This is a genomic window from Alteromonas sp. LOR (assembly GCF_000753865.1).
Lineage (GTDB): Bacteria > Pseudomonadota > Gammaproteobacteria > Enterobacterales > Alteromonadaceae > Alteromonas.
This window is the reverse complement of record NZ_JQFW01000057.1, coordinates 297,189-311,424: the sequence shown is the minus strand read 5'-3', so window position 1 is coordinate 311,424 and position 14,236 is coordinate 297,189. Positions and strand designations below refer to the sequence as shown.

Sequence of the window (14,236 nt, the reverse complement as noted above, 5' to 3'; positions counted from 1 at the left end):
TTAAAACGCATACTGCATAGTTAACTGAACATGACGAGGTACATTAGGCATAACAAGGGTTGCACCAAAAAAACCGCCTTCAAACAGTGGTTGCCAGTTGTCCTGATCAGTGACATTTATAACGTCTGCACGAACACGTAATTGTTCATTAATGCGATAGTCCGCATTTAAGTCAAGGGAATACTGGTCGCGAATGTTTACCGTTTGCAAGAAATCTAATGGGAACGACTTGGTGTAAAGAGCGCTTGCGCCTACTGCGAAGTCATCGGTTAACTGCCAGCCTGTATTCAATGACACCATTTGACGAGGTATGCCCTGCACTCGACTATCCGAAGGGGCAAACGCCGTAAACGATGGTGAGCCAACGCCTGTACCGTTAACAATATCGGGGCGACTGTTATCGAAGGCATCAATCACTTGTGACGTGCCTTGAAAGGCTGCTGAGTCATCAAAGCGCGCGTCTAAGTAACTATACGCTGCGTTCACCCACACATCATTGTGTTGGTAAAACACCTGAAACTCTGCACCTTGGGTTTTAACGCCGCTATTGCTGCCATCGCGGTTACGCAAACTACGGGTTTGGTCAAACACCGATGCCTCTGCATACCATTCGCTGCTAGGTGAATATTTTACACCCACTTCATACAGCGTATTTTCAGTGGCGAAATTCAGCGGATTAATCTCGTTATTTCCGCCCAGTACCGTACCACCTCCCATGCTATTTGAGGTGGCATCGTTTTCGGAAAATGCAGCGTAAAGATTTATCGCGTTGGTAAGCTTGTAAACCGCACTTAGCTGATAGCTACTTAAGGTATCGCTGTAGGTATCAGAGGCTGCTTCAACGCCCTCTGGCGATAATGGATCTCGCGCCTCAACATCGTAGTAATCAATTCGCACACCGGCAATAGTGGTTAATTTATCGGTCCACTTTGATTGCTGCTGCACCGCTACGCCGGTTTGCCACGTGGTAGAGTCTGTGGTGTCAGATAAATTGAAATCGCCAGCCCCGTCACCGTCTAGGTCGTATTGGGCACCAGGCGAGACAAATACGCCTGGGCGCAACTGCACTAAACGGGCTTTTTGTGCATCAGTAAGGGGAATTACGCGGTTTGAAAGCGGGCCTGTTAAGTCGATAGGGTTATCGGCTTCAGTGGTAAATTGGCTGTAGCCCAACACATCGTTATAGCGAATTGATAATCCAACCGTTGTGGTTTGCGAGTCAGACCACTGATAATCAACCTCAGTTCTATTTTCGAAGGTATCAGCACCATCGATTATTTCGACAAAGCTGTTTTGCGCCACTTCCTCGCGCTCTAAATATTGATAATACGATAAGTTGCGAATAGTGATGTTGTCAGCGTATTGATAGTCGATGCTGCTGCGCACCACGGTGGTGGTTGCACCGTTAATATCATCAGGGTTGGTAAATACACGATTACGTGGAATAACTACCTCACCGGTGGGTGAAATTATTGCGCCCGCACCGGGTACCGTGCTGCCGTTAGGCTGAACGCCCTGACCGGTAATGTACAAGCCATCATCGATTAACGATTGAGTGGGTCTGTTAATACCCGCGTTGTCCGGATAATCGGTATCATAGTATTCAGCACTAATATCCCAAGTTAGTGCATCACTTGGGGTGTAGCGATAGGCAGCGAAGAGATTAACGCTGTCTCGCTCTGCAAAATCGTAAAAGCTGCCGTGATCGAGGTATTCTGCGCTTATGCGAAAGCCGCTTTTGCCCTCTTCAATAGCCGTATTGACATCGACCTGTCCAGAGTATTGCTCCCAACGGCCTGCGCGAAGTGTCACCTTACCTTGCGTTCCTTGCGTTGAGGCGGCTTTAGTTTGCAAATTAACAAACCCGCCGTTTCGCTGTGTACTACCAAATAATACAGGAGACGGGCCTTTAACCACGTCGACTTGTTCTACGCCATTGAAAGACAGCGGCAGTCCGAAACCATTGTTACCGGCCTGGCGACGAATACCGTCTTGGAACAATTCACCTAGCTGGCCTCTTATGCTTGGTAAGCTTGGTGTACCAAAACCACTTGATGCATAGGCATTAGGAGCAGCTTTGACAATGTCGTGTAAATCATTAATGTTGAATGCTTCTAGTGCCTCGCTAGACAAGGATGTTACTGAACGGGGTGTTTCTGCCGCCGACATTCCGGCGCCAAAGATACCTTTTAACTGATTGTCACCCGGATTTAAATTGCCAAGTGAAGACGCATTTCCTTTCACTTCGACAACTTCAATATCCCGTTCTTGGGTTTGTTGTGCTTGCACGCCTTGGCTAACTGCAAGAGCCAAGGTACTGATGGCGAGGCCTACTAGGTTATTCATGTATGTTTCCGTTTTTTAATATTATGTGACAAGACCGATACGTTATTAAAAAAATTTCAGCGCATTTTTTATTTTTTGAAATTTTTTGTTCTCGACCCCGTTCTTTATTAACCACATTTATCTCATAACCAATTGGAGACCTTTATGGGTCAATCAGCTACACATTCACACCTTTCTGCGCAATCAGATGTTATTACTACTCGACTACCTTGGGCGTTACTGGCACTGCGCGTCACTGTGTTCATCGTGATGTTCGTGTGGACACTCGATAAATTTGTAAACCCTGCCCACGGCATGGCTATTTTTGAAAAATTCTACGGTATTGGCGGTGTGCCAGAAATGGCAGTATACATTATGGGCCTATTTCAGCTTGCGCTTGTTTTTGCTTTTCTTGGCGGCGTGGCTAAGCGATATACCTATGGGCTTATCTTCTTACTTCACGGTGGCTCAACGCTGTCGTCATTCCCTCAATACATTGACGCGTTCAGTCATTTGCTCTTTTTTGCCGCTTGGCCAATGTGGGGCGCGTGCTTTGCACTGTATATTCTTCGCGAAGCAGACACTAAATTTACTCTTTCTAAAAAGTAGCCTTAAACACTGAAGCGCCAACACAGTAAGCTAGCCCACTAAGACAAATGCGGGGCTAGCATGCTGAGCTAAATAGACGGGCTAACGCGCTACTTGGCAGCAGCATATAGCTGCTGCCATTCATTTTCTGTTACCGGCATCACCGATAAACGCCCGCCTTTGGTTACCAATGGTATTTCGGTAATATTTGGCATCGCTTTTATTTCAGAAAGAGGAAGCACACGGTTAAACGACTCTACGTGTTTTACGTCTACGCAGTACCACCTAGGCTTGTCAGTGGTTGCTTTGATATCGTAATAATTGGACTCGGGGTTAAATTGACTAACATCTGGATAGCCTGCTTTCACAACTTCGGCCACTCCCGCGATACCCACCGTTTTGCAACTCGAGTGATAAATAAATACTAAGTCGCCTAGCTTTATACTGTCGCGAAGAAAGTTTCTCGCCTGATAGTTTCTCACGCCATCCCAGGGTTCAGTTTGGTTCGGCCGTTGTGCTAAATCATCAATAGAAAAAGCGTCGGGTTCAGTTTTAAACAACCAGTAAGCCATAGCGGTATCTTCATTTTTATTATTCACATTCCCTTAAGTATACAAAGGGCGCTTATTTAATGACAGCGCTATACCCCCACCGCAGCAACACTGCTATAATCGCGCCTCATTTCTGAAAATTTGCCTAGCGCCAACACGCCCAAGCTTTTCAGGCAAACTCTGTTTTTTTATATGTGATCATTATGCAAGCCACCATTAAAGCCGACCGCAGTCTGTTTTCTTACCCTAAATATTGGCCCCACTGCCTCGGCACAGCGCCGTTTCTTCCTATGTCAAAGGAGGAGATGGATGCATTAGGTTGGGATAGCTGCGATGTTATTTTGGTGACTGGCGACGCCTATGTAGACCACCCAAGTTTTGGTATGGCGGTAATAGGTCGCGTACTAGAAGCTCATGGCTTTCGCGTAGGCATCATTGCTCAACCAGATTGGAAGAGCAAAGACGACTTTATGAAGCTTGGCAAGCCAAACCTTTATTTTGGTGTGACTGCCGGCAACATGGACTCCATGATTAACCGCTACACGTCAGACAAAAAGCTGCGTCATGACGATGCTTATACTCCCGGCAACGTAGGTGGTAAGCGTCCAGATAGAGCGGTGACGGTGTATGCACAGCGTTGTCGTGAGGCCTTTAAGGGCATACCCGTTATTGCTGGCGGTATTGAAGCAAGCCTTCGCCGTATCGCCCATTATGACTACTGGAGCGAGAAAGTCCGCCGTTCGGTATTATTCGATTCAAAAGCCGATATGCTTTTCTTTGGAAATGCAGAGCGTCCATTGGTTGAAGTTACGCACCGTTTAGCCGCGGGTGAAAATATTGCGGACATGCGCGATATTCGCGGCACCGCGATTATTGTGAAAGAGGCGTTGCCCGAGTGGCAAGGTGTAGATTCCACATCCCTTGACCGTCCTGGCAAAATAGATCCTATTCCAAGCCCTTATATTATGGAGCCGGAATGTGATTCTGAGGAAAAAAATAGCAAAAGTAGCGAAGCACCCGACGCTGCTCCCATTGTTATTCAGCCACCTCAAAAAGAGAAAGAAAAGCGTAAGCCTTGGGAAAATGTGTACGTTAAGCTTCCTGCTTACGAGACGGTTAAAGATAATAAAACGCTTTACGCACACACATCGCGAATTTTGCATCAAGAAACGAACCCAGGCTGCGCACGAGCACTTATGCAGCGCCACGGTGACCGACATATTTGGATAAACCCTCCAGCGATGCCTCTTGAAACTGAAGAAATGGATGCTGTGTTTGATTTGCCCTATCAGCGCATACCTCACCCGGTTTATGGCGATGCGAAAATTCCAGCCTACGACATGATCCGCTTCAGCATCAATATTATGCGAGGCTGTTACGGTGGCTGTACGTTCTGCTCTATTACTGAGCATGAAGGCCGAATTATTCAAAGCCGCTCTGAAGATTCTATTATTAGAGAGATAGAGCAAATTCGCGATACCGTACCCGGCTTCACTGGTGTTATTTCTGATTTGGGCGGCCCTACGGCCAACATGTATCGCTTGCGATGTAAAAGCCCTAAAGCGGAAGCAACCTGTCGTCGCCCTTCTTGTGTATACCCCAGTATTTGTGCCCACATGGACACCGATCATAAGCCGACGATAGACCTTTATCGTCGTGCGCGTAACTTACCGGGAATAAAGAAAATTCTTATTGCTTCCGGCGTTCGTTACGACTTAGCCATTGAAGATCCTGAATATGTTAAGGAGCTGGCCTTACATCATGTGGGTGGCTATTTAAAAATTGCCCCTGAACACACAGAAGATGGCCCGCTTTCGAAAATGATGAAGCCTGGTATGGGCACCTACGATCGCTTTAAAGAGCTGTTTGACAAGTATTCTGAAGAAGCAGGCAAAAAGCAGTACTTAATTCCGTATTTCATTGCCTCTCATCCAGGTACTACTGATGAAGACATGCTTAGTCTTGCTATATGGCTTAAAGAAAATAAGTTTAAGCTAGATCAAGTGCAAAACTTTTACCCCTCGCCCATGGCTACAGCAACCACCATGTACCACACAGAGGTAAATTCTCTTCGTAAAGTCACGAAGGACAGTGAAGAAGTACCATCAGCAAAAGGTGAAATTCATCGCCGTCTGCACAAGGCGATGCTGCGTTATCACGATCCTAAAAACTTTGCGCAAATTCGTAAAGCGTTGGTCAATATGGGCAGAGAAGATCTTATTGGTCGTGGTCCTCAGCACTTAGTGCCACCTGAAACTGCCGATGAAAAGCGTCAAAAAGCGCAACGTGGGCGCAAAGGTGAGCGAGCGTTGACCAAGCACACCGGCTTACCTCCGTCATTTCAGCGTAAAAGCAATGGCAAGACCGGTGGTAAAGGCAATACCCAGAACACCAAATCAGGAGGCCGTCAGGAGCAAAGCTCTGGTTCAAATAGGAACGGAGGCAAAGGCGGATTTAGCGGCAACCAAGCCGTCAACGTTGGCAACAAGTCAAACAGACCTAAAGCCCAGCGGTCTAAATAAGCGCAGTATAAATAAGCAAAAGATAGCGCAATAAAAAAGCAGTGTTAAACACAAGCTTTAAAAAACTAAAAAAGGGCCTTTTAATAACTAAAAGGCCCTTTTTGTCTTTAAGAATGTGTATACCGCAATTCACAACTAATACATATGAACTATCGCTTCACTGCCACACAATCAACTCCGTCAAGCAGCATCTCTTCATTGTTCTGTTCGTTACGAATAAAGCATTCATCACCGCGTTTTAGCAACGTAAACACAAACGCAGGATTACTGTGTCTGCCGTCAATAGGCAAACTTCGCTTATCCATTGCGCCTTTGCGCTCAATACTTAAGGTAGACGACGCAGTAAACGCAGTATCTGCTAGGGTGATATCCATGCCGCCAAACCACTGACCAATCGCCGTTTCGATAACAGCCACGCTGTCAGTCCCTGAGGTCGCCACACTTTGAGATGATGTCGCGAGTAAGGCCATTTCAGGTGAATCGGCTTTTGTGGAAGTGCACCCTACTGTCGCTGTCAAAACAAGCGTCAACACACAAGCTAACAGGCGTTTTGCTTTGTGTTTTTCTCTGCGCTTTAAGCACACCATTAGTTGTCGCCTCGAAGAATAGGCTCGTTAATTTTATTATGCAGTATCAACTCATCTCGCTGGGTATGAGGTGGCTTAATTGCTAGGGACGACTCGCTCGCATTAGATTGACCACTTGCTTGGCTGTCAGATGGCGCTTTAGGTTGTAACCCAGATATTGAAGATGCAGTACTTACTGGGCATGCGCCAGATTCTGCATATTGTATTGCCGCTGACAGCATACCTTCACTGGCATCGCCAAGTGGTTTTGTGAAGTCATCTTGCACATCGCAACCTGGTAACTCAAAGTCAAAGTTGGGCGTTGAGCTAGGAATAAAGCCATCGGCGAAGTCACCAAACCCTTTGTTATTCACACCTTGGAATTGAATAGTGAAATAGGTGGTTCCGCAGTTATCTGTTGGATAAAACCCATAAGGCTTTCCGCACGTGGGTGTACCTATCTGTACCACTTCTACATCCACACCGCGCAATGAGTTAATCACCGCTTCACTGGCAGAACAGGTAGAACCTGTCGTAATGACGTATACCGTCGTTAACGATAAATTAGGGAGTAGCGTATTAGTGAGCACACCCGCATTGTAATCTATCTCTGTTGAGTAAAATGGCGTAGGGCTAATTGTAGAGCCGGTTACCGGGTTTCTTGTTGGATATTTATCGTTAAACTGTAATGTCTCAAAAATAGCGCCGTCGGTTTGATTTGGTCCCGCCACCATGTAAGAAACCTGAGACGCTAAAGCAAGTAATCCACCACCGTTATATCGAAGGTCGATCACAAGCTCGGTAACGTTGTCATTCACAAATTGATCAAATGCGCTTACCAGCGGCTCTTGCGCCGTACGAATAAAAGTGTTGAATTGAAAATACCCCATTTTACCCGCACTGGTCTCAAGCACAGTGACGTTTTGAACTGGCGATACTTCTATGTCAGCAGAGGTAACGCTCACTGATAACTCGCTACCGTCTACAAGCTCAAAAGTCAGATTGGTGGTGGTGCCACTTTCACTCGGAAACAGCCCCGCGTTAATCACATCCACCTCAGCCTGAGTATTAGCATTAACAAAATCTACGCCGTCGATGGTTTTCAGCGACGCACCACGGGGAATACCCGCAGTCTCTGCAGGCGAATTAGGCTCCGTATACTGCACAATGAGCTCTCTAGGCGCAGTCAAACTGACAAATTCCCACTCAACACCGTAGCCAGATGACACCCCGGTTTGCGTTAACGTATTGTACTCCTCAGTAGCGCGGGAGAAATGAAAATTGTCTTTCGGTGTACCGCTAGGCGTGAGCTCAGTGGTTCTGAGCTGTGCAAAGTAATCAGCGATTGTAAAGTTGGCCGGGTCGTTGTCGTCAACTTCGTCATACCATAGGTATGTGTCGTTGGTCCATGATCGCATCCACAGCTTTTCATCCATTGCAGTGCCAGCGTCATCAGGATAGGGATTACCTGAAAACGGATCGATACCGCTTCTTGGCGATTCACACTGGTTAATAAAATTTGATTCCGGTTCGTAAACGCCTGCCTGCCAGTCGGGTTCACTTGGCGTTTCTGACACAGGAGGTGGAGGAGTGACGCTCGACTCAGGTGTGGTGTTAGAAGAACCACTACCACCGCACGCAGTGACAGATGAAATCACAAGAGCGGCTATCGTGAGCTCTCTTAGTGATGAAAAATTGCTTACCTTCATACAAATATTCCTTGTAGCAACCAGTGGAGTAAAACTTGCTTTTTGCGGAAACCTTACTCTCTGCGTAAACCTTGCTTTTTGCATAGACGTTGCTCTGTCCACAGTTCACTGATCAAAAAATAAACTCAATGTTGATATTGCCACACACATCCGCAATTTAACATTTATCTACTTTAAAATTTTGTAAACAAACGCTAATGACAAAATTAGAGTACAGCGAGAATATTACTGAAACATTGTTAGAAGATTGCTCGTTTAAAATGAGTTAATCACTGACTTTAAATGGCAGTTCTGCACTAGGGATAAAACCTATGGAAGGCTCTGTTAAACTTGAGATATAAAGCCCGTCCGCCGTTTGAAGTGCACCGGTGGTAAACGCATAGCCCCCGTCGGCAGATTGAAGGCTTTGTAGTACCTCACCTGTTGAGCTCACTTTTATGACGTGCCCGAGGGCCTCTGCACGTGGACTTAGCGTAGCGGGCAAGCGCATTATGGCCTTTCGTAAAAAAGGGCTGGCGGACAGTTTATCAATCATGCTGTTGCGCGGTGCGGCAAAGCCTAGCCAGTAATCCCCTTCCTTGGTGGTACTAATATTATCTGGAAACCCTGGTAGGTTATCCATAAACACAGTCACCCTGCCTCTATTAACACCTTTTAGCCAATAGCGTAATACACGGTATTTTCCCGTTTCATTTACAAGCACGCTATCGCCGTTGTTACTTATTGCGACTCCATTGGCAAAAATAAGAGCATCCATTATCACAGTTGAAGCCCCAGTAACGGGGTTATATTCGATAAGCCTCCCGTTCCCCCTGTGCTCCATTATCTCAAGCATACTGGCCTTCAGCGTTCCGCCGTAATCTTGAGCAGCAAATTTGGATGTCGCATCAGTAAAGTAGACCATTCCATTATCGGCAATATCAACATCGTCGGCGAAAACAACTGCAGTATCTTTGCCACCATCCTCAACTTTATCGACTAATACGCTAACTGTGCCAGCGACATCAATTTTAAGTAGGCCTAGGTGTGCATCAGCAACGAATAGATTGTCGTCGCTATCGTACTCTACCCCAAGAGGACGACCTCCTGTGTTAACCCAAACCTCAAACTGGGTATCACTGGGGCGCTTTCTAAGAATATTTCCAGAATGACTCGATACAGCGATGACGCCGCTTGCACTCACTGCAAGGTCCTCGGGGCCATAATCATCAGCCATTGATATATGTCGAAGCGCCTTTAATTTTTCATTCTGCTTGTAGCTTCCAACCAGGCCATTATCTTTTGGCGCTTGCCAAGATGCGGGTGAAATGGGTACAGGCCAAAAAGAGAAATAGGCCGCGCAGATACAAAGAAGAAAAAACGTTATTAGAAGGAAGCGAAAAAGGAAACGAAAAATGGCAGTGCCCACGGTGCAATCTCATGTTGTTTCATATCAATTAAATTAACATACCAACTGTATTTAAAAATAGACTCTTTATTTTAGTTATATTAAGTCATGCTGTACTGAATCATGTTTTGCTAAGTCGTACTTTACTAAATCATGTTTCCTAGGGCATATGATGCTGGCCCACGCTTTCCTTTGCTAGTCACTTTGTCAGCGACCCTGCCCTTTTTCGGCAAACCAAATGGTTAAATGTCTAGCGTATGCATCTAATTTTATGCCTCGCCCTTTCTTAAAAATTACAATTCGTTAAGTATCAATCTTTTACTGTAGCCACAGCGGTATTAACTATTCATTTATTACGAGTGCTGTGTTTATGTTTCTTCTATTGTGCGGGTGTCTTGTAGTTATCGTTGGCGGCATGGTGACTTTCCAAGCTCTATTTGCGCCATTAATTTTTATAAAACTCCCAAGCGAAGTTGCCCGGCCTTTTATTCGCACCTTTTTTCCCTTTTACTATTTGTATTTTGGCGCACTGAGTTTACTTGCTACCGCTTCTGCAATTATAAGCAGCCATTGGCAAGTGGCCTGGCTGATAGCGCCTGTCACACTCGGCTTCATTATTAGCCGTCAAATACTTATGCCACTGGCAAATCACGCCACCGATAACCAACAGGAAAAGAAATTCCAAATATACCACCGCCTCACCGTGTTAATTAATACGGTACAGCTGGTAGCGCTGTGCGTGGCTTTTTATTGGTTATTGGCTCCCTATTAACGAGGAAAAGTGATGTCGATAATAAGCAAAGCGATGACCGACAACTCGATAAGTCTGGTAGACAAAGAGTTACGAGCTAGTCACGCCGGCGAGACCGGAGCAGTTTGGATTTACCGCGGCGCCCTTACCGCCGATTTCTTAGTGAGCATAGTGGCAGGCCTTTGGGCTAAGTTAAGCCCGCAAGCACAGAGTCGAAAAGAAAAGGAAAAGCAAAAGACAGAAGATGGCGTGTCTTCGTTTGCTTCTGAGCATCTGGCCACTGAAAAGAATCATCTCGATATATTTGAAAACCACATGCCCCCGTTTAGAGGCAGCTATATGCTGTTACTGTGGATGGTAGCGGGGTTTATGACAGGTTTTCTTCCGAGAATTTTGGGGCGCAACTGGTTTTTTTATACCATCTATTGCGTTGAATATTTCGTTGATGAGCACTACGAAGAACAGTGCTGTCTGCTTGAGAACCTTGAAACTACGCCCTTTGATGTTTTAGAAAAATTTAGACAGTGCCAGTCAGACGAGCAAAGTCACAGAGACGAAGCGTACAATGCAATGACTACTCCCCCAACGCATGCTATGAAATTATGGGGTAACATGGTAGGTAAAGGCTCGGCTATCGCCGTTATTATGGCAAAGAAAATCTAGGGCTTGTCAGCGTAAATAGATAACCATTAAGTTAGTGGGCTTCTGAGTAGGAAAGTACAAGTTGGAAGGTGTAGATAGGAAAACGTAAGTTGGAAGGTGTAGATAGGAAAACGTAAGTGGGAAAAAAGACAAGAGAAAGGCCGCCACGACAATGTGACAACTGCAAGGTGGAAGCAGATGTTCAGTATCGCGTTAGTTATAAGGGTGAGTGGCATATTATCTGTAAAACGTGCCAGCTAGAGGCATCTGATTGCAGTGATTATATTTACGGCGGCACATGGAAACGCAATAAGCGTAATTAAAACCGCATGGGTGCGACTCACCTAACCAGCATCGCCCACAAATCGCCCACAAATCGCCCACAATATGAACCCCAATTCCTTTGAACCATCATTTTTAGCGACAACTTTAGCTACAATCCACTTCCTCATTCGTGCAAAATAGCGGAAGATAGCAGGGAAACTTAACATGGCTACGCGTAGATAAAGCCATTAATAACAGGGTAAGACCATGCCAAAGGCAAGTGAAATCAAAAAAAATCACACCATCGTTTACGGTGGAAAAACGTGTATTGTAAGAGATATTGATCGTTCAGTACCTCAGGGCCGCGCTGGCGGAAGCATATATCGTATGCGTATGTACGATGTCGTTAGCGGCGCTAAATTCGACGAAACATTTAAAGACTCAGACATGTTAGAAATGGCTGATTTAGTGCGCCGCCCGGTGATGTTTTCATACATGGACGGCGACGAATTTGTTTTTCTAGATAACGAAGACTACACACCTTATCACCTAAACAAAGAAAGTATTGCTGATGAAGCCTTGTTCATTAATGAAAAGACTGAGTCTATTCAGGTGTTAATTGTGAGTGATGTGCCTGTTGCCCTCGACTTGCCGATGAGCGTAGAGCTAGAAGTGGTTGAAACTGACCCGTCAATCAAAGGCGCTTCAGCAACCTCGCGTACCAAGCCAGCTACTTTATCTACTGGCCTTGTGGTGCAAGTTCCTGAATACATCAGTACTGGTGAATGGATAAAAGTAAACACTGAAGAACGCAAGTTCCAAAGCCGTGCCTAGGTGTTTATAAACCACGGTGCAAGGAATGTGGGTTTACTGATTGTGAAAAAAACAGTGCTTAACGCACTGTTTTTTTGTTTCTACCGTTATTTTTTAAGCTGAGGCACTGCTCCATCATCAGCCCTACTCATTGCTATGGTTCACGCTTGCACATGTCGTAACCGAAAAGAGCGATAAAACGCCCACACTACATACCCCGTCAACGGTATATTTAGCTGAAGGGAGGACACAGTGAAACTGGCTTTTCCGTGAGTAACCCCATAAGCAACCAACAAGCAAAGCACGCTTAGCGCTGAGATTAGCAGCCATACTGACTTAGTGAACCGCGCGCTCGCGGCTGCAGCAAGGGTATTAAGTAAAATAAAGCACCAAAAAACCGCTGTTAACGACCCTTCGTAATACATATCAACCACTGCGGTAAACGACAGTGCACTAATACTGCCCCAGATAGCACTGTGCCACAATCGTGTGGGTAATACCGGATAGGCTTTTTTCGATAGCCAAATCTCCATACCTGACACACAGAGAATAGTTAACATTACGCCAAACACAAAATACAGCCACTTGCTCGTTAGCCCTGCAAAATCACCAAAGTGTAATCGATACATAGACCAAATAACTTGCTTGCCCCACTCGCCATTTTCATAACCCGCAACACCAATAAAATCGCCATTCGAGTCAAATCGGTAGCCCTCTGCGTAAATCATTTTTTGAGGCGCTTTGGCGTATATTTCAATAAATTGTTGCGGCGTTCCCACTTCATGCACGGTGAGAAAAATGGGCGACTTTTCTGGTGCGAGAACATCCATTTGAGAGAAGGCCTTCGCTATATCTGCTTTACCTGATTGGGGCGCTATTACAGGGTCGGGCGTAAAAACTTGTTCTACAACTGCGTCTCTATCACCGTTGTAATTCAATTGAGCCACTGTTACTAAAATGATACCGGCCATACCGAAATACGTGCCTGTTACCCCTATAATGAGATGAAACGGCGATGCCCATAAGCCAAAGCGATTGTGAAGGTCAATTTTGTGCTGCTGTCGATTACCCCCTTTGCGCAGCGCGAATGCATCTTTGGCGATTCGTTTATGAGCAATAATTCCGGTAATAACCAATGTACAGATTAATGCACCTAACGCACTCACCAAAATCATTCCCCAACTTTTTGGTAGGTGTAGGTACAGGTGTAAATCCACCAGCATCTCGGTAAACGACACACTTTCTTTCTCAATCAACTCGCCTTTTTGAGTCGCAAAGTAGCTTTCGTTGTCGTTTTCAACAACAAGTCGAGGAATATCAGATGTGGGGAAGACTGCGTATAAATGCTTAGTGTCTTCTGGATGCTTGTCTAAAAAGCGGTTCATGGCTTTATTTACAGCGTCAGGCGTAACCGATGGCATTTCTTCTATATGAGGCTGTTCCCAACGCTCAAATTCCAAGTGAAATACGGCAACAGTGCCAGACAGACACACCAGGTATAATAAAACGCTAAGAAATACCCCTACCCAGCTGTGTGCATGTAATGCTTTTTGTTTAGTAATTTTATTCATAATTTAGCTTCAAATAGGCGCTATGCGCACAACCAGTAAACCAAGTAGCGCAAGTACTACATAGGTAATAAGTGGCTGTCTTTTCTTTGACGACGCTAGGTAATGGTAAGCACAAAGCCCCCATACCAGCGGAAGAAGAATGACTGATAAGGCTAACTGCCCCGCCGTAGAAAAAGGCATTGAGGCAGAAAAACCGAGACTTATAAGCACGCTGGTGACAAGCAGCACGAACAATACGCTGATAAAGTGTGCGCCATTAATTAGCAACGTACTACGCGATAGGTCGAGAGATTTTGGTGATGGCGTATTTTTAGGTGCGGGTAGTATTCGTTGACTAGCCATAATAAATAACCAAGCCAACAGCCCGGGCGCTAATAAAGCGTAAAGCACACCGAACTCCCAGCCCTGTGCATACGACCAGCAGACACAAGAAAGTACCAACAGTAACAGCCCAATGATAAGAAAAGCTGACGCTTGAGAGCGCCAGCTTTTAAATAAGGTTGCTACAGTTGCAATGGAAAGCGTTCCAGCTACAAACGTCAACATG

Annotated in this window: 12 protein-coding genes; 5 read left to right on the top strand and 7 right to left on the bottom strand. The window is 45.6% G+C overall.

Annotation, left to right across the window (positions count from 1 at the left end; translation table 11 throughout):
• A complete protein-coding gene (locus tag JV36_RS0118330) occupies positions 1–2,346 on the bottom strand; it encodes a TonB-dependent receptor (protein ID WP_032096549.1) in 2,346 nt (781 codons plus the stop codon).
• Positions 2,347–2,490: 144 nt separating this feature from the next.
• Between JV36_RS0118330 and JV36_RS0118325 the strand changes: the two genes are divergently transcribed.
• Complete coding sequence (locus JV36_RS0118325) at positions 2,491–2,934, top strand: hypothetical protein (protein ID WP_032096550.1); 444 nt, start codon at positions 2,491–2,493, stop codon at positions 2,932–2,934.
• 89 nt (positions 2,935–3,023) lie between these two features.
• Here JV36_RS0118325 and JV36_RS0118320 read toward each other — a convergent pair whose 3' ends face one another.
• The gene (locus JV36_RS0118320) at positions 3,024–3,485 is read right to left on the bottom strand and encodes an EVE domain-containing protein (protein ID WP_032096818.1); all 462 of its coding nucleotides are present in this window, start codon (positions 3,483–3,485) and stop codon (positions 3,024–3,026) included.
• Positions 3,486–3,667: 182 nt separating this feature from the next.
• On the opposite strand from JV36_RS0118320, the gene JV36_RS0118315 reads away from it, so the two are divergent.
• A complete protein-coding gene (locus JV36_RS0118315; RefSeq protein WP_052010220.1) occupies positions 3,668–5,986 on the top strand; it encodes a YgiQ family radical SAM protein in 2,319 nt (772 codons plus the stop codon).
• A 149-nt stretch (positions 5,987–6,135) separates the two neighbouring features.
• On the opposite strand, the gene JV36_RS0118310 is transcribed toward JV36_RS0118315, so the two are convergent.
• The 3 genes from JV36_RS0118310 to JV36_RS0118300 all read right to left on the bottom strand — a co-directional run bounded on the left by JV36_RS0118310 (position 6,136) and on the right by JV36_RS0118300 (position 9,657).
• Entirely contained in the window at positions 6,136–6,573 is a 438-nt protein-coding gene (locus JV36_RS0118310; protein ID WP_032096551.1) for a hypothetical protein, read from the bottom strand.
• Entirely contained in the window at positions 6,573–8,261 is a 1,689-nt protein-coding gene (locus JV36_RS0118305) for a S41 family peptidase (RefSeq protein ID WP_032096552.1), read from the bottom strand. Before JV36_RS0118305 ends, JV36_RS0118310 begins: the two co-directional genes overlap by 1 nt.
• A gap of 265 nt (positions 8,262–8,526) precedes the next feature.
• Positions 8,527–9,657, bottom strand: a complete 1,131-nt coding sequence (locus JV36_RS0118300) for a strictosidine synthase family protein (protein WP_081926749.1) — start codon at positions 9,655–9,657, stop codon at positions 8,527–8,529.
• 361 nt (positions 9,658–10,018) lie between these two features.
• On the opposite strand from JV36_RS0118300, the gene JV36_RS0118295 reads away from it, so the two are divergent.
• The 3 genes from JV36_RS0118295 to efpL all read left to right on the top strand — a co-directional run bounded on the left by JV36_RS0118295 (position 10,019) and on the right by efpL (position 12,139).
• A complete protein-coding gene (locus tag JV36_RS0118295; RefSeq protein WP_032096553.1) occupies positions 10,019–10,420 on the top strand; it encodes a DUF4149 domain-containing protein in 402 nt (133 codons plus the stop codon).
• Between the two features lie 12 nt (positions 10,421–10,432).
• Positions 10,433–11,062, top strand: a complete 630-nt coding sequence (locus tag JV36_RS0118290) for a demethoxyubiquinone hydroxylase family protein (RefSeq protein ID WP_032096554.1) — start codon at positions 10,433–10,435, stop codon at positions 11,060–11,062.
• Positions 11,063–11,572: 510 nt separating this feature from the next.
• Positions 11,573–12,139, top strand: coding sequence for an elongation factor P-like protein EfpL (gene efpL / locus JV36_RS0118285; protein WP_032096555.1), 567 nt, complete (start codon positions 11,573–11,575; stop codon positions 12,137–12,139).
• A 140-nt stretch (positions 12,140–12,279) separates the two neighbouring features.
• Here efpL and JV36_RS0118280 read toward each other — a convergent pair whose 3' ends face one another.
• Together JV36_RS0118280 and JV36_RS0118275 are read right to left on the bottom strand one after the other, a co-directional pair.
• Positions 12,280–13,689, bottom strand: a complete 1,410-nt coding sequence (locus JV36_RS0118280) for a PepSY-associated TM helix domain-containing protein (RefSeq protein WP_032096556.1) — start codon at positions 13,687–13,689, stop codon at positions 12,280–12,282.
• 9 nt (positions 13,690–13,698) lie between these two features.
• Entirely contained in the window at positions 13,699–14,235 is a 537-nt protein-coding gene (locus JV36_RS0118275) for a hypothetical protein (RefSeq protein ID WP_032096557.1), read from the bottom strand.
• Position 14,236: the final 1 nt, after the last annotated feature.

Coding starts and splice junctions, on each gene's coding strand:
- JV36_RS0118315 (WP_052010220.1), top strand. CDS start 3,668: ATGCAAGCCACCATTAAAGCCGACCGCAGTCTGTTTTCTTACCCTAAA.
- JV36_RS0118280 (WP_032096556.1), bottom strand. CDS start 13,689: ATGAATAAAATTACTAAACAAAAAGCATTACATGCACACAGCTGGGTA.
- JV36_RS0118330 (WP_032096549.1), bottom strand. CDS start 2,346: ATGAATAACCTAGTAGGCCTCGCCATCAGTACCTTGGCTCTTGCAGTT.
- JV36_RS0118275 (WP_032096557.1), bottom strand. CDS start 14,235: ATGTTGACGTTTGTAGCTGGAACGCTTTCCATTGCAACTGTAGCAACC.
- JV36_RS0118305 (WP_032096552.1), bottom strand. CDS start 8,261: ATGAAGGTAAGCAATTTTTCATCACTAAGAGAGCTCACGATAGCCGCT.
- JV36_RS0118295 (WP_032096553.1), top strand. CDS start 10,019: ATGTTTCTTCTATTGTGCGGGTGTCTTGTAGTTATCGTTGGCGGCATG.
- JV36_RS0118320 (WP_032096818.1), bottom strand. CDS start 3,485: ATGGCTTACTGGTTGTTTAAAACTGAACCCGACGCTTTTTCTATTGAT.
- JV36_RS0118310 (WP_032096551.1), bottom strand. CDS start 6,573: ATGGTGTGCTTAAAGCGCAGAGAAAAACACAAAGCAAAACGCCTGTTA.
- efpL (WP_032096555.1), top strand. CDS start 11,573: ATGCCAAAGGCAAGTGAAATCAAAAAAAATCACACCATCGTTTACGGT.
- JV36_RS0118290 (WP_032096554.1), top strand. CDS start 10,433: ATGTCGATAATAAGCAAAGCGATGACCGACAACTCGATAAGTCTGGTA.
- JV36_RS0118325 (WP_032096550.1), top strand. CDS start 2,491: ATGGGTCAATCAGCTACACATTCACACCTTTCTGCGCAATCAGATGTT.